This window comes from Brenneria tiliae (assembly GCF_023347575.1).
Taxonomy (GTDB): Bacteria; Pseudomonadota; Gammaproteobacteria; order Enterobacterales; family Enterobacteriaceae; genus Brenneria; species Brenneria corticis.
The window spans coordinates 503,817-525,578 of the sequence record NZ_JAKPCB010000103.1 but is presented as its reverse complement, the minus strand read 5'-3'; the positions used below and the strand labels follow the sequence as shown (position 1 = coordinate 525,578).

Sequence of the window (21,762 nt, the reverse complement as noted above, 5' to 3'; positions counted from 1 at the left end):
ATTAACAGCGTTGTTGTGAAAAGACAACGCCGTCATCCTCGCCAACCACCATCGTCATTCCGCAGGAACGACGTATGGGAAAAGGCTGCGTATCTCCTCTCCGTCGCCCCGATTCCTCTCTCCGTCATCCCTGCGTCCGTAGGCAGGGATCTGCTTTTCGCTGGCGGCTCGGTGTTGCTGAGATGCCCGCTTTCGCGGGCATGACGGAGGGGTAAGGCGTGGTCAATAAAAGTGTCTTGGCCGCTGAGGCTTAACACAGTATCTGCAACTGTTATTCTTAAGATTGACCGCTACGCTTCGGCTTGGGCGAGGCGCGCCGCGTCGGCGCCACCTGGCTGTGGCGTTTGACCGCCCGGCGGATCTGATTGGCTTTCACCCGCCGGCGCTCGCGCTCGACCGGCAGCTTGGTCTCCGTTTCCGGCGGTAGCTGCACCAGCGCGCGCAGATAGTTCACCTTCTCCAGCGCCATCTCCGACCAGCCGCCGCGCGGCAGGCCTTTCGGCAACTGGATATCGCCGTAGCGGACGCGGATCAGGCGGCTGACCTGCACGCCGACCGCTTCCCATAGGCGACGCACCTCGCGGTTGCGCCCTTCCGTCAGCGTGACGTTATACCATTGATTCAGCCCTTCGCCGCCCTGATAGCGGATGGTGCGGAATGAGGCCGGGCCGTCGTCCAACTGCACGCCCTTACTCAGTTGCTTAATCTTCTCATCGTTGATTTCACCGAACACCCGCACGGCATATTCGCGCTCCACTTCATGGCTGGGGTGCATCAGACGATTCGCCAGCTCGCCGTCGGTGGTGAACAGCAGCAGCCCCGAGGTATTGACGTCCAGACGGCCCACGGCCACCCAGCGCGAACCCTGTATCTTGGGTAAACGGTCAAACACCGTCGGGCGCCCGTCAGGATCGCTGCGCGTACACAGCTCGCCTTCCGGCTTATAGTAGATAAGCACGCGGCAGACGGTCTCTTCGGTTTCCTTAACGGAAACCACGTGGCCGTCAATGCGGATTTTGGTGGCTTTGGTCACTTCGACGCGGTCGCCCAGCGTGGCGATTTTTCCATCAATGCTGACGCGACCGGCCTGAATAATACCTTCTATTTCACGGCGCGAACCATGGCCGGCGCGCGCCAATACTTTCTGTAACTTTTCGCTCATCGAGCAACCTCTGAGTGCCGCCTTCACAGGCGTCGGGAGAAATCATAAATCGCTGTTCAAATTCAGCCACTTACATAAAAACCTAGGGTTATAAAAAACGCAGGCGCGATTATACAGAGATTCGCGCCGTTTGTATGCCAATTGTTACAGCCAGCGGGCTATTTTTGTCGATTTTTCAACCACGGCAAAGCCTTGCCGCCGATAATCTACAGGAACGGCGTGATATCCCCGGTTCCCTCGCGCACAATCTGCGGGGTGGATTCGGTCAAATCGATAACCGTGGTGGGCTGCTGGCCGAGAAAACCGCCGTGAATCACCAGATCGACCAGTTTTCCCAACCTTTCCTGAATTTCTTCCGGGTCGGATTCGGCAAAGTCATTGCCCGGCAGCATCAAGGTGGTCGACATCAGCGGTTCGTCCAGCGCGGCCAATAAAGAGAGCGCGATGGGATTGGAGGGGACGCGCAGCCCGATGGTTTTACGTTTTTCATTCATCAAGCGGCGCGGCACTTCTTTAGTGGCTTTGAGGATAAAGGTGTAGTTGCCCGGCGTATTGTTTTTGATCAGCCGGAACGCCGCATTATCGACATAGGCATAGGTGGACAGCTCGGACAGATCGCGGCACACCAGGGTGAAATTATGGTTGCTGTCAAGATCGCGGATACGACAGATACGCTCCATCGCGTTCTTGTCGCCCAGCATGCATCCCAGCGCGTAGCCGGAATCGGTGGGATAGACAATCACCCCGCCCTTATGCAGAAAATCCACCGCTTGCTTGATAAGCCTTGGCTGTGGATTCTGCGGATGAATATAGAAAAACTGACTCATGACACTACCTCTTGCATCTGCAATACGGAAGAAAACACCGCATCTCCCGCGTAATCGGCAACGCCATTATTTTATGCTGGCAGGCGTTAACCGTGATACCCAATAAATTATTGCGCCAACGCCCGGTGATGCCACACCGGCTCCACGTCGGCGGGCAGCCACAGCTTGCGCCCCAGTTCAATCCAGGCGCACGGCTGATGAAAATCCGACCCCTGCGACCCCAGTAGGCCAAACTCTCTGGCGTAGCGGGCGAGCTGCGTGCGTGCGTCCGGCGCCTGCTGGCATTGCGCCACCTCCATGGCCTCACCGCCGTTATCGGCGAACGCGGCCAACAGACGTTTCAGCCATTTGGCGGTCAAATCATAACGCCCCGGATGCGCCAGCACCGACACGCCGCCAGATTGATGAATGGCATCAATCGCTTGCTTTATTGTACACCACTGCGGCGGGACGTATCCGGTTTTCCCTTTTGCCAGATATTTTTTAAACACCTGATTGATATTCGGCGCCGCGCCCTGCTCCACCAGATAACGGGCGAAATGGCCGCGGGTGATCTGCCCGCCGGCCGCCAGGCGGCTGGCGCCGGCCAGGGCATCGGGAATGCGCGCTTTTTCAAGCCGGATGGCGATTTGCTCCGCTCGCGCCCGCCGGGATTGCGCCTGTTGCCGCAAAAGCGCACAGAGGGCCGGGTGTTCAATATCCATGCCCAGCCCCACAATGTGAATTTCATGGTTTTCCCACAGGGTGGAAATCTCCACCCCGGGAATCAGCCGTAACGGCAGCGACTGGTCATCAATCGCCCGCCGGGCGGCGGCCAGTCCGTCGGTGGTATCGTGATCGGTGATGGCCAGAATGCCGACCCGCATCGCCGCCGCACGGGTCACCAGTTCGCCGGGGGTCAGCAACCCATCCGAGGCGGTGGTGTGGCTATGCAGATCGTAAAGCGCGAAAGGCGGTGGCGTTTGAAGTTCTTGTGGCACAGATAGTGTCCCGTTGCTGGCTGAGTTCATGGCTTGAGCGCGCTATGATGCCACTAACGACGCCGGAATTGTAACGAAGTTCCAAGGCATTGGGGATAATGCACGCCTTGCACGCGCTTTGCGCGCATCGATAAAATAATATTATTCCTGTTGTTGACTTTCGAACCGCGAACTAGTTTACTAGTACGCAGTTCGGCATACCGATAGCGAGATGATGATAATGGCGATGCAAAATACGATGAAACTTGGCTGGTGGCGCTCTTCCCTTTGGCGGGTGGAGTAATCACGCATAGCTATTGTCATTACATGCAGATTTCCCCAGGCCCGCTTACCCAGCGGGCTTTTTTATGGGCAAAAAAACAATACAGGTAACAATAATGCACATAACACCACCAAAACTGGCGCTGCTGCGTACCGAGGCCGTCTACCGCAACGACCCCAGCGCGATATTTCACCAGCTTTGCGGCGCCAGACCCGCCACGCTGCTGCTGGAGTCGGCTGAAATCGACAGTAAACAAAATCTGAAAAGTCTGCTGATTATCGACAGCGCGCTGCGCATTACCGCTCTCGGCCAGCAGGTTTCCATTCAGGCGCTGACGGCCAACGGCGCGAATTTGCTGCCGCTGCTGGATAAGGCCCTGCCGCCGGAGGTCGTGGTGGAATCCCGCCCCAATGGCCGCGAGTTGACCTTTCCGCCCATCGATAACCAGCAGGACGAAGACTCCCGCCTGCGCTCGTTATCCGTATTTGACGCCCTGCGCAGCATCCTGACGCTGGTTGAGTGCCCGGCGGATGAACGAGAAGCCATGTTTTTAGGCGGCCTGTTCGCTTACGATCTGGTCGCCGGTTTTGAAGCCTTACCCGCGCTGAGCCAGCAGCAGCGCTGCCCAGATTTCTGCTTTTACCTGGCGGAAACGCTGCTGATACTCGATCATCAACGGCAGGCTACGGTTCTTCAGGCCAGCCTGTTTACGCCGGACGGCGCGGAACGGCAGCGGCTGCAGCAGCGCCTGACGCAACTGCAACAGCAGTTGGAACAACCGGCGCCGGCGCTGCCGCATCAGTCCATCGACAGCATGGCGCTCAACTGTAACCAGAGCGATGAGGCATTCGGCGAGGTCGTCAGTCAGATGCAGCAGGCGATTCGCCTCGGCGAGATCTTTCAGGTTGTCCCGTCGCGCCGTTTTTCCCTGCCTTGCCCCTCGCCGCTGGCGGCCTACCAAACTCTGAAGGACAATAATCCCAGCCCTTATATGTTTTTTATGCAGGATCAGGACTTCACGCTTTTTGGCGCCTCGCCGGAAAGCTCGCTGAAATACGACGCCGACAGCCGCCAGATTGAAATCTATCCCATCGCCGGCACCCGCCCGCGCGGACGCCGCGCCGACGGCTCGCTGGATCGCGATCTCGACAGCCGTATCGAGCTGGAGATGCGCACCGACCATAAAGAGATGGCCGAGCACCTGATGCTGGTCGATCTGGCGCGCAACGATCTGGCGCGCATCTGTAAGCCCGGCAGCCGCTATGTGGCCGACCTGACCCAGGTTGACCGTTACTCTTTCGTGATGCATCTGGTCTCCCGCGTGGTGGGAACCCTGCGTGAAGATCTGGACGTACTGCACGCCTATTGCGCCTGTATGAATATGGGAACGCTGAGCGGCGCGCCGAAGGTGCGCGCCATGCAGCTGATTGCCGACAGTGAAAAAACGCGGCGCGGCAGCTATGGCGGCGCGGTGGGCTACTTCACCGCCCACGGCGATCTGGATACCTGCATCGTTATCCGCTCCGCCTACGTAGAAGACGGCATCGCCACGGTTCAGGCCGGCGCCGGCGTGGTGCTGGATTCCGATCCGCAGGCGGAAGCCGATGAAACAAGAAATAAAGCGCGGGCCGTTCTACGGGCCATCGCCAGCGCCCACAACGCGAAGGAGCTGTTCTAATGGCTGATATCCTACTGCTCGATAATATCGACTCATTCACCTACAATCTGGTGGATCAACTGCGCGCCAGCGGGCATCAGGTGGTGGTTTACCGTAACCATCTGCCGGGCGGCGCCATTATTCAGCGTTTAAAGAACATGGAAAGACCGGTGCTGATGCTCTCTCCCGGTCCGGGAACCCCGGCCGCGGCCGGCTGTATGCCGGAGCTGCTGCGCAGCCTGCGCGGCCAACTGCCGATTATCGGCATCTGCCTGGGGCATCAGGCGATTGTGGAAGCCTATGGCGGCCATGTGGGCCAGGCGGGTGAAATTCTGCATGGCAAAGCGTCCATCATCGATCATGACGGTCAGGCGATGTTCGCCGGGCTGCCCCATCCGTTGCCGGTGGCGCGCTATCACTCGCTGGTGGGCAGCAACATTCCGGCGGCGCTGACCGTTAACGCCCATTTTAATGACATGGTGATGGCGGTTCGCCACGATGCCGACCGCGTTTGCGGCTTCCAGTTTCATCCTGAATCCATTTTAACCACCCACGGCGCGCGTCTGCTCGAACAGACGCTGGACTGGGCATTGGCATAGTAAAGGACTAAATCATGCAAAACATTCTTGAAAAATTATATCAGGCTGAAATACTCGACCGGCAGGAAAGCCAGGCGCTGTTTGGCGCCGTCGTGCGCGGCGAGCTGGAAAACAGCCAGCTGGCGGCGGCGCTGATCGCCATGAAAGTTCGCGGCGAACGCCCGGAAGAAATTGCCGGCGCGGCAACGGCCCTGCTGGAGGATGCCCAGCCGTTCCCTCGTCCCGACTATCCGTTTGCCGATATCGTCGGCACCGGCGGCGACGGCACCAACAGCATCAATATTTCCACCGCCAGCGCCTTTGTGGCGGCCGCTTGCGGACTGAAAATCGCCAAGCACGGCAACCGCGGAGTTTCCAGCCGCTCGGGATCGTCCGATCTGCTGGCGGCGTTCGGCATCCGGCTTGATCTGCCCGCGGAACAGGCCCGTCAGGCGCTGGACGACTTAGGCGTGTGCTTTTTGTTCGCCCCGCAGTATCATCCCGGTTTTCGCCATGCGGTGCCGGTGCGCCAGCAGTTGAAAACCCGTACGCTGTTTAACGTGCTGGGGCCGTTGGTTAACCCGGCGCGTCCGCCGCTGGCGCTGATTGGCGTTTATAGCCCCGAACTGGTGCTCCCTATCGCCGAAACCCTGAAGGTGCTGGGCTATCAACGCGCGGCGGTGGTGCACGGCGGCGGGATGGATGAGGTCGCCATTCATGCGCCCACGCAGGTCGCCGAGTTGCGCGACGGCGATATTGAAACCTACCAACTGACGCACCAGGACTTCGGTCTGGACAGCTACCCGCTCTCCGCGTTACGGGGCGGTTCGCCGGAAGAAAACCGTGATATTCTGGCCGCCCTGCTGCAAGGTAAGGGAGAGCCGGCACACAACGCGGCCGTGGCCGCCAACGTGGCGGTGCTGCTGAAGCTGTTCGGGCAGGAAGATTTGCGTCGCAACGCGCAGCAGGCGTTGGCGGTAATTCATAGCGGACAGGCCTATCAACGCGTCACCGCGCTGGCCGCCAGAGGATAAAGCAGTTATGCAGGAAACCATTCTGAACCAAATCGTACGCGATAAAGCCGTATGGGTTGCAGCGCGCCAGCAGCAACAGCCGCTGTCTACTTTTCGCCACCAGGTGACGCCCAGCCAGCGGGATTTTTATCAGGCCCTGCGGCAGAACAGGCCGGCGTTTATTCTGGAGTGTAAAAAAGCCTCCCCTTCAAAGGGATTGATTCGCGACGATTTCGATCCGGTGAAAATCGCCGAGACCTATAAAGACTACGCCTCGGCCATTTCGGTACTGACCGATGAAAAATATTTTCAGGGCGACTTCGCTTTTCTGCCGCAGGTCAGCGCGGCGATTCATCAACCGGTGCTGTGCAAAGACTTTATTATTTCGGAGTATCAGATCTATCTGGCGCGCTATTGCCAGGCCGACGCCATTCTGCTGATGTTATCCGTATTGGACGATAGTCAATATCGCCAGCTGTCCGCCGTCGCCCATAGCCTGAAGCTGGGGGTTCTGACCGAGGTCAGCAACGAGGAAGAGCTGCAGCGCGCGATCCAGCTGGAGGCGCGCGTGGTGGGAATCAATAACCGCGACCTGCGCGATCTCTCCATCGATCTCGACCGTACCCGCCGGCTGGCGCCGCGCCTGCCGGAGGGCGTTACCGTTATCAGCGAGTCGGGGATTCACCGGCACGCGCAGATCCGCGAACTGAGCCGCTTTGCCGACGGTTTTCTTATCGGCAGTTCATTGATGTCCGAGCCGGACCTGACGCTGGCGGTGCGCCGCGTTATCCTGGGGGAAAACAAAGTCTGCGGCCTGACCCGCGCCGAAGACGCCCAGGCGGCCTACCAGGCCGGCGCCGTCTACGGCGGTCTGATTTTCGTCGACGCCTCGCCGCGCCGCGTCACGCTTGAGCAGGCCGCCGGCGTTATCGACGGCGCGCCGCTGCGCTATGTCGGCGTGTTCCGCAATGCGCCGGTCGAACGTATTGTCGACACGGCCGGGCGGTTGCGCCTGGCGGCGGTGCAGTTGCACGGCGACGAAGATGCGCTCGCCGTTACTGAATTACGCCGGCAGTTGCCCGCCGGCTGCCAAATCTGGAAGGCGCTGAGCATCGCCGGCGCTGTACCGCAAAGGGATCTGCCGCATATCGATCGCTATGTGCTGGATAACGCCCAGGGCGGCAGCGGCCGAACCTTTGACTGGTCGCTGCTCCAGGGCCAGAATCTGGACAACGTGCTATTGGCCGGCGGTTTGAATGCGGACAACTGCGGACAGGCCGCCCAACTGGGATGCGCCGGACTGGACTTCAACTCCGGGGTGGAAAGTCAGCCCGGCCAAAAAGATCCGCAGCGAATCGCGGCCGTTTTTCAGGCGTTACGGACGGTATAACCCCTTGATCCGTAACCGCACCACGCCATTTAAAATCGATAAAAGACAGGAATATTATGACGTTACTTAACCCGTACTTTGGCGAATTCGGCGGACAGTATGTGCCGCAGATCCTTATCCCGGCCCTGCGCCAACTGGAAGAAGCCTTTGTCAGCGCGCAGCAAGACCCCGGGTTTCAGGCCGAATTTACCGACCTGCTGAAAAACTATGCCGGACGCCCCACCGCGCTGACCCTGTGTAAGAACCTGACCAAGGGCACGCGCACCAAGCTATACCTGAAGCGCGAAGACTTGCTGCACGGCGGAGCGCACAAAACCAACCAGGTGCTGGGACAGGCGCTGCTGGCCCAGCGGATGGGGAAAAGCGAAATTATCGCCGAGACCGGCGCCGGCCAACACGGCGTCGCCACCGCGCTGGCCTGCGCCCTGCTGGGGTTGAAATGCCGCATCTATATGGGCGCCAAGGACGTTGAACGCCAGTCCCCCAACGTATTCCGCATGCGGCTGATGGGCGCCGACGTCATCCCGGTTCACAGCGGCTCCGCCACCCTGAAAGACGCCTGCAACGAAGCGCTGCGCGACTGGTCCGGCAGCTATGAGAAGGCGCATTACCTGCTGGGCACGGCGGCGGGTCCGCATCCCTTCCCCACCATCGTGCGCGAGTTTCAGCGCATGATCGGCGAAGAAATCAAAGCCCAGATGCTGGACAGAGAAGGCCGTCTGCCCGATGCGCTGCTGGCGTGCGTGGGCGGCGGCTCCAACTCCATCGGTATGTTCGCCGACTTTATCGATGACAGCGCCGTCCGCCTGATCGGCGTCGAACCCGCCGGGCTGGGGATTGAAACCGGACAACACGGCGCTCCGCTCAAGCATGGACGCGTCGGCATCTACTTCGGCATGAAATCGCCGATGATGCAGACCGCTGACGGGCAGATCGAAGAATCCTATTCGATCTCCGCCGGCCTGGACTTCCCGTCCGTCGGCCCGCAGCACGCCTATCTGAACAGCATCGGTCGGGCCGACTATGTGTCGATTACCGATGACGAAGCGCTGGAGGCGTTTAAGGAACTCTCCCGCCATGAAGGCATTATCCCGGCGCTGGAGTCCTCCCACGCGCTGGCCTATGCGCTGAAAATGATCGAGCAGGAACCGCAGAAAGAGCAGATTCTGGTGGTCAACCTGTCCGGCCGCGGCGATAAAGACATATTTACCGTTCACGATATCCTGAAAGCTCGGGGAGAAATTTAATGGAGCGCTATCAACACCTGTTCAAACGTCTGGCCGGCAATAAAGAAGGCGCATTCGTCCCCTTTGTCACGCTGGGCGATCCGTCGCCCGAGCAGTCGCTGAAAATCATTGATACCCTGATCGCCGCCGGCGCCGACGCGCTGGAGCTGGGTATCCCCTTTTCCGACCCGCTGGCCGACGGGCCGACGATTCAGGATGCCACGCTGCGCGCCTTCGCCGCCGGCGTCACCCCCGGACACTGTTTTGAAATGCTTGCCGCCATCCGGCAGAAATACCCTGATATTCCCATCGGCCTGCTGATGTATGCCAATCTGGTGTTCAGCAACGGCATCGACGAGTTTTATCAGCGCTGCGCCCGAGTCGGCGTTGACTCGGTGCTGGTTGCCGACGTGCCGGTTGAAGAGTCCGCCCCGTTCCGCGCCGCCGCCCAGCGTCACGGCATCGCGCCGATTTTTATCTGTCCGCCCAATGCGGATGACGACCTGCTGCGCGAGATTGCCTCCTACGGCCGCGGCTATACCTATTTATTGTCGCGCGCTGGGGTAACCGGCGCGGAAAAACGGGCGCAGCTGCCGCTTCATCATCTGATCGCCAAACTGCATGAATACCATGCGGCGCCGCCGTTGCAGGGGTTTGGTATTTCAGAACCCTCGCAGGTGCGGGAATCATTGGCCTCCGGCGCCGCCGGGGCGATTTCCGGTTCGGCAATCGTCAAGATTATCGAAAAAAATCAGCATCAGCCCGACGAAATGCTGGCGCAACTCCACGCCTTCGTCAGCGCCATGAAAGCGGCGACGCGTTCATAAGCGCCACGCCTTTCTTTGCGCGCCATAGCGGTTTTCATCTTTTCCGCTATGGCGCGTCAATTATCTCACCGTCAGCTTTAAAAAAAACATGCAAATCATATTTTATTTCAGGAAATTGTTATTTGTAAAAATTAATTTCAATTTAAAATAATTTAATAACAATGCCAGATATTTTTTATTGAACTGCTGTTTTATTTCTAAATGCATAAACTAAAAACATAAAACAGGATTAAAATCACAAAAAGTAAATTGCTTTTTAATTTTCTTGCTTTGCCGATCTTGTTCACATTACTAAAAAAAATAATAAATAGAATTGAACTGCTGAACAAAAGTGGCAGCGTATTATTAATAATTCTCTTTGACACGGGAAAATAAAATGAAAATAAAAGTATTGGCGATGGTGATAACCTCTTTAATCAGCTTAAACGCTATGGCTGTGACGATTGACTATCGCCATGAAATGAAAGATACGAAGAATGCAAACCACCAGGATCGTTTACTGATATCCAACCGCTTTGCCAATGGTTTTGGTTTGTCTCTGGAAGGCAAATGGAAACAGCACGGCAATGACAGCACGCCCAATAAACCCTATAACGAAACGGTCAGCAACGGCACCGAGGTAACCGCCAGCTATCTATATAAGTTCGATAAGGTATTCGGCCTGGAAGGCGGGTTCAACATGGTGACGGACTCCGATACCAACAACTACCGCCCTTATATCAAAGGCACGGCCAATATCACTGATTCGCTGTACTACGGTCTGCGCTATCGTCCGTTCTACAAGCGTTACAGCAATAATATCGGCGGCTCGGCCCCTACCGATATGAAAGGCTATACCATCACCAGTACGCTGGGGTATAAACTGCCGGCCAACTTCACCATTGAATATGAATTCGAATATAACAAGAATACCAAGGCCGGCGCGTTCGGTTATATCGCCGATCAGGAAAACGACAACATGACTCACGATCTGAAACTGTCGTATAAATTCGACAAAAACTGGACGCCTTATGTCCAACTGGCCAACGTTGAAGGAAGTAAAAACACCGACGAACGCCAAACTCGCTATCGTGCAGGCGTCCAGTACAACTTCTAATTATTAGTAAATTTGAACAATTAGCTTTATCATCAGAATAGAATTTTTCTCATTAGTAGTTATTTCCTGTCTGCAAAAACGGCGGAGTAAAATCCGCCGTTTTTTATTAAAACCAAGATAAAGTAATGGCAACGCCATTTTATTAAAATCAGAAACGGTAGCCCACGCCAAACATAAACACCCAGGGATCCAAACGGGTGCTGACGTTTTGCTGTTCTCCGCCGGCTTTAAACTTCACCTCGGTGTCAATATCCATCCACCACAGCGAGGCGTTAATCAGCCAGTTTTTATCCAGGTTGTAATCCAGACCGGCCTGCGCCGCCAACCCCCAGGAATTTTTCAGGCTCAGATCGCTTACCCCGGCTTCTTTCCCACGCTGGTTGAATTTTTCATCATAAAACAGGGTGTAGTTTATGCCCACGCCGAGGTAAGGCCGCAGTTTATCGGTCTTGTCGCCGAAATAATACTGCGCCACCAGCGACGGCGGCAGATGACTGACTTCGGCAATGGTTCCGCCAAGACTGCTCAACCCCACGCGATGGGTAAACGGCGTCGCCGCCAATAGCTCCACGCCAATATTGTCAGTCACCAGATAGCTGAACGTCAGCCCCAGTTGGGTATTATTGTCAACCTTGAACGAGCCCAGACTGCCCAGCACATTGTCGGACCCTTCCACCGGGCGCACGGTCGCCGTGCCGCCACGAATAATAATATCCCCCGCCTGATGAGCCTGGGCAAAGGCTGGCATAAGCGCTGCCGCCAGTAATACAAAAGACGCCTTTTTCATTATCCACTCCCTTTGTATGGTTTAATTTCGAGCGAAATATACCCTTATGCCACCATTCTTGTTTTAAGCCAGATCACATCTTTAAATAGTTTTTCGAAAATTTCATCCCTTATCAAATTCACATAACCCACTAAAAACACAAGAATTGATCTATATCAAAAACAGCCAATAAGGACATAAAATGCGTTCAGGGGAAAATACCCTGCCAAAGGGAGAGTTTCAGCGGTAAATTTTTATTCGGACTACTATGATTCAATACCGGTTCAGGGCGGTGGGTAATCAAATGAGTGATAACGTCTGTATGCGCTGCGGCGCCTGTTGCGCCTATTTCAGAGTCTCTTTTTACTGGGCCGAGGCCGATGACGGCAGCGGCGTAGTGCCGGTTCGACTTACCGAACCGCTTTCGCCTTTTTTACGCTGTATGCAGGGTTCAAACGGCAAAAATCCCCGCTGCCGCGCGCTGCGGGGAGATATTGGCGAAAACGTAAGCTGTTCGATTTACGCCGACCGCCCCTCCCCGTGCCGCGAATTTATGCCGTCCGGCGCCCACGGTCAGGTAAACGATGCCTGCGACCGCGCCCGGGCCCACTACGGGCTGGCGCCGCTGGACGTCAAAACTGAAACGCAGCGGGCCGAAAGATAAGAAATGCGCGCATCGCGATATAGACGGGGTGCCACAGTCTGGCGTAACAGGTTACAATTGCAGGCTAAGTACTATTGGTCATCTTTTTTCAAGGAGCTTGCATGCCTATCACGGCTAACACTTTGTACCGTGACACAATGAATTTTACGCGTAACCAGTTCATCACCATTTTAATGATGTCACTGCTGACGGCGTTCATTACTGTCATCCTGAATCAGGCTTTCGCTCCCGGAAGTGAAGAATTGCAAACGCTGAACAACGCGGGCGGCGATCTCTCTTCCTCCGTCGAACTGGGCTTAATGGATTTGATACAGCAGATGACGCCGGAACAGCAAACCGTACTGCTTAAAATGTCTGCCGCAGGCACCTTTTCCGCCTTGATCGGCAACGCTCTTCTTACCGGCGGCATCATTATGCTGATTCAGATGGTATCCGCCGGAAACCGCACCAGCGCGCTGCGGGCGATCGGCGCTTCGGCTCCCGTTTTGCCGCGTCTGTTTCTGCTGATCCTGCTCTGCACCCTGCTGGTTCAGCTCGGCATGCTGTTTCTGGTCATTCCGGGCGTACTGCTGGCTATCGCCTTAAGCCTGTCCCCGGTGATTGCCGTCACCGAGAAACGCGGCGTATTCAGCTCGATGAAAACCAGCGCAACGCTGGCTTACGCCAATTTGCGCGTGACGGCGCCGGCGGTGATCCTGTGGTTATTGACCAAAATCGCCATTCTGCTGCTGGTGACCAAAATCACGGTATTTTCACCCACAGTGATGGCCGTGCTGTTAAACGGCCTGAGCAACCTGATATCCGCAATTCTGCTGGTTTATCTGTTTCGCCTGTATATGCTGCTGCGCGCGTGATCTATGGCGTGCCGCATACCTAGTGCGGCGCGCTTCTTCTTCCTGTTTATCCTGAAACCTGCCGTCAGTCGCGCCCAAGCGTAATTTTCTGCAAATTATTGTGATATCAAAGGAACAGTGCAGCACAATAAAGGATAATACGGTCAGTTATCAGATAACCACGGGGTTATCGCCAATAAATTAAGTGACGGATTGATATAATGAAGCAACTTCTTGATTTTCTTCCGCTGGTGGTTTTTTTTGTCTTTTACAAACTGTATGACATCTATGTGGCGTCAGGCGCATTGATCGCCGCAACCGCGCTGGCGCTGATCGTCACCTGGGTGATTTACCGCAAAATAGAGAAGATGATGCTGGTGACCTTTGTCATGGTCGCCATTTTCGGCACGCTGACGCTGGTCTTCCATAACGATCAGTTTATCAAATGGAAAGTGACGATTATTTATACCCTGTTTGCGCTGGCGCTGCTGTTCAGCCAGTTCGTGATGAAAAAAACGCTGATTCAGCGCATGCTGGGTAAAGAGTTAACCTTGCCGCAGACCGTATGGGGAAAACTTAACTTCTCCTGGGCCATGTTCTTTCTGGTATGTGGATTGGTAAACATTTATATTGCTTTCTGGATGCCGCAAAGCGTTTGGGTAAACTTCAAGGTCTTTGGTTTGACAGGCGTTACCCTGCTGTTTACGTTGTTCTGCGGCGTTTATATTTATCGGCATTTACCCGGGGAGGGGGAAAAGTCGGAAGAAAATGGCGGCGAGCGTTAATGGAGCACGCCGGATAAAAACGGGTATGACGTTATAATTCAACCTAACTGATTGATATCATAATGAGCAAAAAAGACGTGTTACCTCATGGCGAACTGGTGCTTCGCACACTGGCAATGCCCGCAGATACCAACGCGAACGGGGATATTTTCGGCGGTTGGATCATGTCGCAGATGGATATGGGCGGCGCTATTTTGGCAAAAGAGATTGCGGAAGGCCGGGTGGTGACCGTACGGGTCGACGGGATGTCGTTTCTGAAACCGGTGGCCGTGGGCGACGTGGTGTGCTGCTACGCACGCTGTGTGAGCACAGGCCGCAGCTCCATCAACGTTAATGTCGAAGTGTGGGTAAAAAAGGTGTCGTCCGAACCCATCGGCCAGCGCTATCGCGCCACCGAGGCGCTGTTTACCTATGTCGCCGTTGATGAAGACGGTCGCCCGCGTGAATTGCCCATGGGCAAGAGTCATTTTACCCCTGGGGAAGCCTGACAGGCCCACACCATAGTCATCCCCGCAGGTCCCTGCCTTCGCGAGGAGGGAGATCCTGCACTGAGCCGCCATCAAATGCAGATCCCTGCCGACTACCGCAGGGATGACGGAGAAAGTGCACGGAATGACGGGAAAGTGCGCGGAACGACGAATGTGGAAATTACGATACGAAATTGTCCTTTGTCATCAGTCTGAAGCCGCTGACGCGGCTTCAGATTGCTGACGAACCCCACATTTTCCGTGGGGTTCTTGTTTTATAAGCGACCGTAGGTCGCGATCGCGATATTTTTTGCCTTTAGCCCATAACCGCGTTTAGTCTCATCATCCGCTTCTTATTGCGCCTTATCAGGCCGCATTCAGCCAGTAACAGCAGACAAAACAGCGCCAGCAGCGCCATCTTCTTCATATTCTGCGCCGTGGCCGCCAGCAGGCATTGCATCTGCACTTTCATCAGCCCCCGGAACCGCGCATACCGATGACCGTGATGTTGTTTCGCATCCGCGAAGCTCCGCTCCACCGTTTCCTTGCGCCGTGCGTATATCTTTTTACCCCATGTCGTCAGCCGCAGCGCATTCGCCTTCTCCTTTGCCTCTTCCCAGACATGTCGGGTAAGGGTTTTCTCTCCCTTTTTGTTTTTCGTACAGTTATCTCGTAACGGACATCCGACACAGACGCGGGCATCCGAACGGTAGTGCCGGTAGCCGTTACGGTCTGTCGTACCGTACGTCAGTAACCTTTCCGCCGGACAGATATACACATCCCGCTCCGGGTCATAGGTAAAGTGTTTTTTCTGATAGACATTCTTTCCCTTGTTCGGTCGCCGGTAACCCGGCACCAGCGCCACGCCCATCTCCTGCGTCAGATGACACACCGCCGCCGTAAAGTACCCCGCGTCCACCCCCGCCGCCACCGGCTCCAGCCCGAAGCGTTGTATCTGCCGCTCAAGTCGGCCTATATACGGCTGGCTGTCATGCACATTGCCCGGCGTCACATGGGTATCCATGATGATGCCGTGTTTCCCGTCCACCGTGCGGTGGTCCAGATAGAAGAAGCCCTGCGGCTTGTTGTCCCGGTGCATGAAGCCGCTTTCCGGGTCGGTGGTGCTGACCTTGGTGTTCTTAACGGCGGCTTCGCTTTCTGGCTTGTTTTTTACGGCGGGCAGCGGCTTTTTTTCGTGTTGCTTCCGGTCGGCCTCCACCGCGGCGTTAAGCTGTTCCAGATACTCGCTCACCCCTTCCGGGCGCCGTTCGTTTACTGCCTTGCGCGGGTTGGCGTCGGCTTTCAGGTGCGTACTGTCGGTATAAAGCACCCGGCCATTGGCCATACCGTTTGCCAGCGCCTGTTCGACGATATGGTCAAAAATCTGCTGGAAGACATCGCTGTGATTAAAGCGGCGGATGCGGTTCTGGCTGAGGGTGGAGGCGTCAGGCACTTTCTCGGTCAGGCCCATGCGCAGGAACCAGCGGTAGGCGACGTTGACCTGGATTTCTTTCACCAGACGGCGCTCGGAAGGGATACCGAAGAGGTAGCCGAGCAGCATCATTTTAATCAGTCGCACCGGGTCGATGGCGGGACGTCCGTTATTGGGGCAATAGAGGTGGGTGACGGTGTCGCGGATAAATTCGAAATCGATGGCGGCATCAATTTTGCGCACCAGATGGTCTTCAGGCACCAGTTCTTCGAGGGTAACCATTTCAAACTGGTACTGCTGTGGGGCGGGTTCTCTGAGCATGGCGGTCAGTCCGTTTTTTGCACTGACCTTATTAGATCAAAGTCCTGACCGGGAGGCCAGGACTTTGTCAACAGTCTGAAGCCGCTGACGCGGCTTTTTTATTTACGCCTGATTACTCCATCGCCGCCCCGCCGTCGATCCTGAATACGATCGTCACCATCAGATCCTTGCCGGGTTTATTGGCTTCATAGCGCCATTTGCGCATCGCCTGTTTGATATCGCGCTCAAACATATTGCGCGGCTCGGCGGAAACCACCCGCACATTCTCTACCCGGCCGGAACCGTCAACGTCAAACTGCATTCTCACCCGGCCTTCAACCCGCAGTGAAAACGCCCGCGCCGGATACTGCGGCTGAGCGCGGCTAAGCGGCCGCGGTCCCGTTGACTGTGAGCTTGCCACCGGCGCAGGCGCCTGCCTGACCGGCGCATTCTTCACATTCTGCGTTGGCTCTTCGCTGGTAAAAGGCGCTGGCGGCTGTTTTTCGACCGCCTTTTCGCGCTTGACCGGCTTCGGCTGTTCCACTTTCTTCACCGGTTTCGGCTTGGGTTTAGGTTTAGGCTCAGGCTTGGGTTCGGGAAGCGGTACGGGAACCGGCTCCGGAATCGGCTCCGGAATCGGCTCCGGAATCGGCTCTGGCTCCGGAATTGGTTCGGGCTCGGGAATCGGCTCCGGGACGGGGTCCGGCTGTTTTACCGGCTCCGGCTCGGCGGGCGCGGGCTGGGCCGCAGGCGCCGCTTCAAACGCGGCCGGATTGACCATAACCACGCTGATCGGCTTGGATTCCGGCGGCAGTTCGACCGCGTTATTGAACGACGCGTACAGCAGACCGGCGATCAGCGAACCGTGAACACCAACGGAAAGTATAAATGGCCATGAATAACGGCGGGTCAGGAGAAACGTGTTTTGCGGCATAGTATTTCTTCATCCTCAGATACCGCCCAAGTTTAAATGCAAATAGCAATCATATTCAATAACAACCCGTCCAATTGTTAAAAAAAACCGGCGCATCCCCCTATTTATCTGGCAAATCAGCCTATTGCCTCCGCGGCCTCATCACGTATGATTAAGTCCGTCCGTTTTTACTTTCCAACCTGCGAGGCCCATGATGTTGTACGTTATTTATGCTGAAGATATCGCCGATTCACTGGAGAAACGACTGGCGGCGCGACCCGCGCACCTTGCCCGCCTGCAGCTGCTACGGGATCAGGGGCGGCTGCTGACCGCCGGTCCTTTGCCGGCCGTCGACAGCGAAGATCCCGGCAAAGCCGGTTTTACCGGTTCGATAATCATCGCCGAATTCCCTTCCCTGCAGGAGGCAAAATCCTGGGCGGATGAAGATCCCTACGTTGCCGCCGACGTTTACCGGCAGGTAACGATAAAACCGTTCAAAAAGGCTTTTTAATTTCGCCTATCTCTCTCGGTCATGGCGGCGGCATCGGCCATGACCCGACGCTTTCCCTTCCCGCCCAATAAAACCTGAAATATTCTAGTCATTTAACAATGCTAGGTTGACCTCTTTGCATCTGTAGAGAGTCATATCCTATGTTAACGTTCGCTACGCCACGTCTGGGAATACTCACGGCATACCGCCGTCGCCGACTGGGCATCCTTTCGGGTTTACTGCTGGTCATCGCGCTATTTTCTTTATTGCAGCTGATTTCGGTGGCCATGATTTCCCAAACCATGACCCAGGTAAGGCAGGATATTTCCGCCAATGAAAATCTGCGTCAGCAACAGGCATTGATGGATAAAGCCAGAATGGCGGTCATGAACGCCAGCGATAAACTTAACCGCGCCGGGATTTATCTATTGGTCGATCAAGAGACGGGATCGGTCGGCAGTTGGCACAGTTTGATGGCTGAGGCCGAAAGCTCATTAAAACAGGCGGAGGTCCATTATCAATTGCTGGATACCTTATCCGGCGCGGACGCCGTCGTTGAGCTGGACACGTTCGCCGAATTGAAAAAGAGTTATCAACAGCTCTATGCGGGATTGCTCGAACTGGCGCAGGGCATCAAAGCCAGCAATCAAATTGATATTTTCTTCGCCGTTCCCATTCAGGCCTATCAAAACGATTTCGCCGAGAAATATTCGCGCTACCTGCAGGATAACGATAACCGGCAAAAACGGCACGGTCAGCACTTCCTGCGTTCCATCGACCGGGCGCATAGCGTTTTGATTATCGTTCTGGGGCTGCTGCTGGGGATATCAGTGCTGGTGTGGAGCGGCGTCAACAAGGTTATTATCCGCCCGCTGACGGGTATTATCGATCATCTGCGGCTTATTGCGGCGGGCGACCTCTCACATACCGTCGAACCGCTGAAGCACGGCACGCGTGAAATAGCCTTGCTGAATAACAGCGTTATTCAGATGCAAAGCGGTCTGGCGGCGTTGGTTAATCAGGTTCGGCAGAGCGTTGAAAGCATGGTGGACCAGGTTGATAAAGTGGCGGCCGATAACCGGACGCTGTCGCAGCAGGCAAACCGCCAATCCCACGAGCTGAAAGCCACTACCGAGCATATCATTCAACTGAGCCAGCATCTGGAACAGCACACCCTGCGCACCCAGCAGGCCGGTCTGCACGCGCAAGACACCAGCAATATCGCCGCGCAGGGCGAGAGGATGATGAACGAGGTAAAAACGGCCATGTCCGATATTGCCGGCCGCACCCGGGAAATGACGGAGGCCATCGGCATGATTGAAAACGTGGCGTTCCAGACGCATATTCTATCGTTGAATGCGGCTATCGAGGCCGCCCGCGCGGGGGAAATGGGGCGGGGATTCGCCGTCGTGGCGCGCGAAGTCGGCGCTCTGGCTGCGCAAAGCAGCCATTCAGCGCACAATATCAATATTTTAATCCGTGATTCGGACAATAGCGTTGATACGGGGGCGCAGCTAGTCAGGGCGTTGAACGATCGTCTGCAGGAAATTATTCAGGCGGCGCAAGGGACCAGCACCTTTCTCAGTGAAATATCGGCAATATCAGACCAGCAGAACCAGAGTATCCATGAGGTCACCGGCCGTATCAGCACCTTGAACGATACCGTCCGCCAGAATGCGGGCCAGGTCGAGGCGACGGCGCTGACGTTCTCATCCCTGCTGGAGCAAACCGCGCGACTCGACGCCGCCGTGTCGCGCTTTCTGCTGCCGCCCGCCGCACATCAATCGCCGGCGAACGCCGACGACGGGCTGATACCGGCGTTACCCTGAAAAAAAGAGCGGTCGTATCAGGACGATCGCTCTTTTTCAGCAGATTACCACTCGTAGGCTACCGCAAATAACAGCGCGCGCCGTTTATGCTTTTGTTGCAAATAGCGGGCGTAGTGAATATGGCGGTAAGTGCGCGATTGTGCTTCCAGCCAGCGGCTTCTGCGACGCTGAACCTGACGCAACATCCGCCAGCGGCTGACTTCATTCCGGCTGCGTTTCATGGCATGACTCTTCTATCGATAACTCGCGGCGCATATTATACCCCCTTCATAGCGCGATCCAAGCGGTGTTTACCTTTCCGTACCGGCGGAAAAGCGTCACTGCGCGCGCTTATTCGGCGCAAAGGCGTTTCCCCTTTCAGCAAACTATGCGTACACTTTGGCAATGATTTACAACAGGGACCCGTGCCGCGTTTATGACAACATTTTATGCCGTAATCAGTTGGTTACTTGTTTTCAGTTACTGGTTGATGATCGCAGGCGTTACGCTGCGAATTCTGATGAAACGTCGGACTGTGCCCTCAGCCATGGCCTGGTTACTGGTTATCTACATTTTGCCACTGGTCGGCATTTTCGCTTATCTCTCCTTCGGTGAATTACATCTTGGCAAACGCCGGGCGGAACGGGCCAGTAAAATGTGGCCGTCGACGGCGAAATGGCTGCGTGAGCTGAAAGAGTACCGGCGTATTTTCGCCACGGAAAACAGCGAGGTCGCCAGCGCGCTATTTCAACTGTGCGAACGCCGCCAGGGCGTAGGCGGCGTAAAGGGCAACCAGCTGCAGCTGCTGACCACCTTTGACGACACCATTAAAGCCCTGATCCGCGATATTGAACTGGCCCATAACAATATTGAGATGGTGTTTTATATCTGGCAATCCGGCGGGCTTGTCGATCAGGTGATGTCGTCGCTGATTGCGGCCGCCCGGCGCGGGGTTAACTGCCGGATATTGCTCGACTCCGCCGGCAGCGTTAAGTTTTTCCGCAACCACTACCCGGAGCTGATGCGCACCGCCGGCATTGAAGTGGTGGAAGCGTTGAAAGTGAATTTATTCCGCGCTTTTCTACGGCGGATGGATTTACGCCAGCACCGTAAAATTATCCTGATCGACAATCGCATCGCCTATACAGGCAGTATGAATATGGTTGATCCCCGCTATTTCAAACAGGACGCGGGCGTCGGCCAGTGGGTTGACCTGATGGCGCGCATCGAAGGCCCGGCGGCGACGACGCTGGGGATTATTTATTGCTGCGACTGGGAAATGGAAACCGGTCAGCGGCTACTGCCCCCCGCCCCGGACGTCAATATGATGCCGTTTGAACAGGAAACCGGGCACACCATTCAGGTTATCGCCTCCGGACCGGGCTATCCGGAAGAGATGATCCATCAGGCGCTGCTAACCTCGGTTTACTCCGCGCGCAAGCAGTTGATTATGACCACGCCCTATTTCGTGCCCAGCGACGACCTGCTGCACGCCATCTGCACCGCCGCGCAGCGCGGCGTGGATGTCAGTATTATCGTGCCGTATAAAAACGATTCGGTGCTGGTGGGTTGGGCCAGCCGGGCGTTCTTTGCCGAACTGCTGGCGGCGGGAGTAAAAATCCATCAGTTTAAAGACGGGCTGCTGCATACCAAGAGCGTGCTGGTGGATGGGCAATTAAGCCTGGTGGGCACCGTTAACCTCGATATGCGCAGCCTGTGGCTGAACTTTGAAATCACCATCGTGATTGATGACGCCGGTTTCGGCAGCGACCTTTCCTGCGTGCAGGAGGATTATATCGCCCGCTCGACGCTGCTGGACCCGACGCAGTGGCAAAACCGGCCTTACTGGCAGCGGCTGGTGGAGCGGCTGTTTTACTTTTTCAGCCCTCTGCTATAAATGCGCGGTTCCTCGTGTTCTAATAGCGCCATTACCTATTAACAGGACATTTGATATGGATTTGAATAACCGCCTGACCGAAGACGAAGCGCTGGAACAGGCCTACGATATCTTTCTCGAGTTGGCCGCCGATAACCTCGATCCCGCGGATATTTTGCTGTTTAACCTGCAGTTCGAGGAGCGCGGCGGCGCCGAGTTATTCGATCCGGCCGAAGACTGGTCCGAGCACGTGGATTTCGACCTCAACCCGGATTTCTTCGCGGAAGTGGTGATCGGGCTGGCGGAGCAGGACGGCGCGGATATTACCGATATTTTTGCCCGCGTCTTAATCTGCCGGGAAAAAGACCATAAGCTTTGCCATATTCTGTGGAAAGAATAAGCCGCCTCCT

The 21,762-nt window shown here is 55.9% G+C and carries 20 protein-coding genes, 1 pseudogene and 1 other annotated feature; of the genes and pseudogenes, 14 read left to right on the top strand and 7 right to left on the bottom strand.

The genetic code is table 11. From position 1 onward, the window contains the following. Positions 1-277: 277 nt before the first annotated feature. The 3 genes from rluB to rnm form a co-directional block, all read right to left on the bottom strand. Positions 278-1,162 (bottom strand): 23S rRNA pseudouridine(2605) synthase RluB, encoded by an 885-nt coding sequence (gene rluB, locus MFP24_RS23250; protein WP_249232312.1) that lies wholly within the window; start codon positions 1,160-1,162, stop codon positions 278-280. Between the two features lie 206 nt (positions 1,163-1,368). Further along, positions 1,369-1,989, bottom strand: a complete 621-nt coding sequence (locus tag MFP24_RS23245) for an L-threonylcarbamoyladenylate synthase (protein WP_249232313.1) — start codon at positions 1,987-1,989, stop codon at positions 1,369-1,371. 107 nt (positions 1,990-2,096) lie between these two features. After that, complete coding sequence (rnm, locus tag MFP24_RS23240; protein ID WP_263458571.1) at positions 2,097-2,999, bottom strand: RNase RNM; 903 nt, start codon at positions 2,997-2,999, stop codon at positions 2,097-2,099. 214 nt (positions 3,000-3,213) lie between these two features. Next, positions 3,214-3,318 (top strand) — a sequence feature (Trp leader region). 28 nt (positions 3,319-3,346) lie between these two features. Here rnm and MFP24_RS23235 point away from each other — a divergent pair. The 6 genes and pseudogenes from MFP24_RS23235 (at position 3,347) to MFP24_RS23210 (ending at position 11,018) form a co-directional block, all read left to right on the top strand. After that, positions 3,347-4,909 carry an anthranilate synthase component 1 gene (locus tag MFP24_RS23235; protein ID WP_249232315.1) on the top strand — a complete coding sequence of 521 codons (1,563 nt, stop codon included), beginning with the start codon at positions 3,347-3,349 and terminating at the stop codon, positions 4,907-4,909. Further along, positions 4,909-6,500: pseudogene (gene trpD / locus MFP24_RS23230) on the top strand (bifunctional anthranilate synthase glutamate amidotransferase component TrpG/anthranilate phosphoribosyltransferase TrpD). The gene MFP24_RS23235 and the pseudogene trpD overlap by 1 nt, the downstream one beginning before the upstream one ends. 7 nt (positions 6,501-6,507) lie before the next feature. Beyond that, positions 6,508-7,869: a bifunctional indole-3-glycerol-phosphate synthase TrpC/phosphoribosylanthranilate isomerase TrpF gene (gene trpCF / locus MFP24_RS23225; protein ID WP_249232316.1), complete on the top strand. Its 1,362-nt coding sequence runs from the start codon at positions 6,508-6,510 to the stop codon at positions 7,867-7,869. A 53-nt stretch (positions 7,870-7,922) separates the two neighbouring features. Then, positions 7,923-9,116, top strand: a complete 1,194-nt coding sequence (gene trpB / locus MFP24_RS23220) for a tryptophan synthase subunit beta (RefSeq protein WP_249232881.1) — start codon at positions 7,923-7,925, stop codon at positions 9,114-9,116. Further along, a complete protein-coding gene (gene trpA / locus MFP24_RS23215; RefSeq protein WP_249232317.1) occupies positions 9,116-9,922 on the top strand; it encodes a tryptophan synthase subunit alpha in 807 nt (268 codons plus the stop codon). Before trpB ends, trpA begins: the two co-directional genes overlap by 1 nt. Before the next feature lie 376 nt (positions 9,923-10,298). After that, the gene (locus MFP24_RS23210) at positions 10,299-11,018 is read left to right on the top strand and encodes an oligogalacturonate-specific porin KdgM family protein (RefSeq protein WP_249232318.1); all 720 of its coding nucleotides are present in this window, start codon (positions 10,299-10,301) and stop codon (positions 11,016-11,018) included. A gap of 148 nt (positions 11,019-11,166) precedes the next feature. On the opposite strand, the gene ompW is transcribed toward MFP24_RS23210, so the two are convergent. Further along, positions 11,167-11,805 (bottom strand): outer membrane protein OmpW, encoded by a 639-nt coding sequence (gene ompW / locus MFP24_RS23205; RefSeq protein WP_249232319.1) that lies wholly within the window; start codon positions 11,803-11,805, stop codon positions 11,167-11,169. Between the two features lie 283 nt (positions 11,806-12,088). Between ompW and MFP24_RS23200 the strand changes: the two genes are divergently transcribed. The 4 genes from MFP24_RS23200 (at position 12,089) to yciA (ending at position 14,554) form a co-directional block, all read left to right on the top strand. Then, a complete protein-coding gene (locus tag MFP24_RS23200; protein WP_249232320.1) occupies positions 12,089-12,448 on the top strand; it encodes a YkgJ family cysteine cluster protein in 360 nt (119 codons plus the stop codon). A 101-nt stretch (positions 12,449-12,549) separates the two neighbouring features. Continuing rightward, a complete protein-coding gene (locus tag MFP24_RS23195) occupies positions 12,550-13,302 on the top strand; it encodes a YciC family protein (RefSeq protein ID WP_249232321.1) in 753 nt (250 codons plus the stop codon). 200 nt (positions 13,303-13,502) lie between these two features. Continuing rightward, positions 13,503-14,066 (top strand): septation protein A, encoded by a 564-nt coding sequence (locus MFP24_RS23190; RefSeq protein ID WP_249232322.1) that lies wholly within the window; start codon positions 13,503-13,505, stop codon positions 14,064-14,066. Between the two features lie 62 nt (positions 14,067-14,128). Continuing rightward, complete coding sequence (gene yciA, locus MFP24_RS23185; RefSeq protein WP_009112872.1) at positions 14,129-14,554, top strand: acyl-CoA thioester hydrolase YciA; 426 nt, start codon at positions 14,129-14,131, stop codon at positions 14,552-14,554. A 254-nt stretch (positions 14,555-14,808) separates the two neighbouring features. On the opposite strand, the gene MFP24_RS23180 is transcribed toward yciA, so the two are convergent. Together MFP24_RS23180 and MFP24_RS23175 are read right to left on the bottom strand one after the other, a co-directional pair. Further along, positions 14,809-16,286, bottom strand: a protein-coding gene (locus MFP24_RS23180; RefSeq protein ID WP_407062047.1) for an IS1182 family transposase whose coding sequence is annotated in 2 segments (ribosomal slippage) — positions 14,809-14,852 and positions 14,852-16,286 — 1,479 coding nt in all. Because the reading frame shifts where the segments join, the coding sequence is not laid out codon by codon here. A gap of 112 nt (positions 16,287-16,398) precedes the next feature. Beyond that, entirely contained in the window at positions 16,399-17,199 is an 801-nt protein-coding gene (locus MFP24_RS23175) for an energy transducer TonB (RefSeq protein ID WP_249232324.1), read from the bottom strand. 193 nt (positions 17,200-17,392) lie between these two features. Between MFP24_RS23175 and MFP24_RS23170 the strand changes: the two genes are divergently transcribed. Together MFP24_RS23170 and MFP24_RS23165 are read left to right on the top strand one after the other, a co-directional pair. Then, positions 17,393-17,689 (top strand): YciI family protein, encoded by a 297-nt coding sequence (locus tag MFP24_RS23170; RefSeq protein WP_249232882.1) that lies wholly within the window; start codon positions 17,393-17,395, stop codon positions 17,687-17,689. Positions 17,690-17,829: 140 nt separating this feature from the next. Beyond that, a complete protein-coding gene (locus MFP24_RS23165) occupies positions 17,830-19,497 on the top strand; it encodes a methyl-accepting chemotaxis protein (RefSeq protein ID WP_249232325.1) in 1,668 nt (555 codons plus the stop codon). A gap of 44 nt (positions 19,498-19,541) precedes the next feature. Here MFP24_RS23165 and MFP24_RS23160 read toward each other — a convergent pair whose 3' ends face one another. Further along, entirely contained in the window at positions 19,542-19,718 is a 177-nt protein-coding gene (locus tag MFP24_RS23160) for a YciY family protein (RefSeq protein ID WP_249232326.1), read from the bottom strand. 194 nt (positions 19,719-19,912) lie between these two features. Between MFP24_RS23160 and cls the strand changes: the two genes are divergently transcribed. Then, positions 19,913-21,373 (top strand): cardiolipin synthase, encoded by a 1,461-nt coding sequence (gene cls, locus MFP24_RS23155; RefSeq protein WP_249232327.1) that lies wholly within the window; start codon positions 19,913-19,915, stop codon positions 21,371-21,373. Between the two features lie 55 nt (positions 21,374-21,428). Beyond that, positions 21,429-21,752: an HI1450 family dsDNA-mimic protein gene (locus tag MFP24_RS23150; protein WP_249232328.1), complete on the top strand. Its 324-nt coding sequence runs from the start codon at positions 21,429-21,431 to the stop codon at positions 21,750-21,752. Positions 21,753-21,762: the final 10 nt, after the last annotated feature.

Coding starts and splice junctions, on each gene's coding strand:
- rluB (WP_249232312.1), bottom strand. CDS start 1,162: ATGAGCGAAAAGTTACAGAAAGTATTGGCGCGCGCCGGCCATGGTTCG.
- MFP24_RS23245 (WP_249232313.1), bottom strand. CDS start 1,989: ATGAGTCAGTTTTTCTATATTCATCCGCAGAATCCACAGCCAAGGCTT.
- rnm (WP_263458571.1), bottom strand. CDS start 2,999: ATGAACTCAGCCAGCAACGGGACACTATCTGTGCCACAAGAACTTCAA.
- MFP24_RS23235 (WP_249232315.1), top strand. CDS start 3,347: ATGCACATAACACCACCAAAACTGGCGCTGCTGCGTACCGAGGCCGTC.
- trpCF (WP_249232316.1), top strand. CDS start 6,508: ATGCAGGAAACCATTCTGAACCAAATCGTACGCGATAAAGCCGTATGG.
- trpA (WP_249232317.1), top strand. CDS start 9,116: ATGGAGCGCTATCAACACCTGTTCAAACGTCTGGCCGGCAATAAAGAA.
- MFP24_RS23210 (WP_249232318.1), top strand. CDS start 10,299: ATGAAAATAAAAGTATTGGCGATGGTGATAACCTCTTTAATCAGCTTA.
- ompW (WP_249232319.1), bottom strand. CDS start 11,805: ATGAAAAAGGCGTCTTTTGTATTACTGGCGGCAGCGCTTATGCCAGCC.
- MFP24_RS23200 (WP_249232320.1), top strand. CDS start 12,089: ATGAGTGATAACGTCTGTATGCGCTGCGGCGCCTGTTGCGCCTATTTC.
- MFP24_RS23195 (WP_249232321.1), top strand. CDS start 12,550: ATGCCTATCACGGCTAACACTTTGTACCGTGACACAATGAATTTTACG.
- MFP24_RS23190 (WP_249232322.1), top strand. CDS start 13,503: ATGAAGCAACTTCTTGATTTTCTTCCGCTGGTGGTTTTTTTTGTCTTT.
- yciA (WP_009112872.1), top strand. CDS start 14,129: ATGAGCAAAAAAGACGTGTTACCTCATGGCGAACTGGTGCTTCGCACA.
- MFP24_RS23175 (WP_249232324.1), bottom strand. CDS start 17,199: ATGCCGCAAAACACGTTTCTCCTGACCCGCCGTTATTCATGGCCATTT.
- MFP24_RS23170 (WP_249232882.1), top strand. CDS start 17,393: ATGTTGTACGTTATTTATGCTGAAGATATCGCCGATTCACTGGAGAAA.
- MFP24_RS23165 (WP_249232325.1), top strand. CDS start 17,830: ATGTTAACGTTCGCTACGCCACGTCTGGGAATACTCACGGCATACCGC.
- MFP24_RS23160 (WP_249232326.1), bottom strand. CDS start 19,718: ATGAAACGCAGCCGGAATGAAGTCAGCCGCTGGCGGATGTTGCGTCAG.
- cls (WP_249232327.1), top strand. CDS start 19,913: ATGACAACATTTTATGCCGTAATCAGTTGGTTACTTGTTTTCAGTTAC.
- MFP24_RS23150 (WP_249232328.1), top strand. CDS start 21,429: ATGGATTTGAATAACCGCCTGACCGAAGACGAAGCGCTGGAACAGGCC.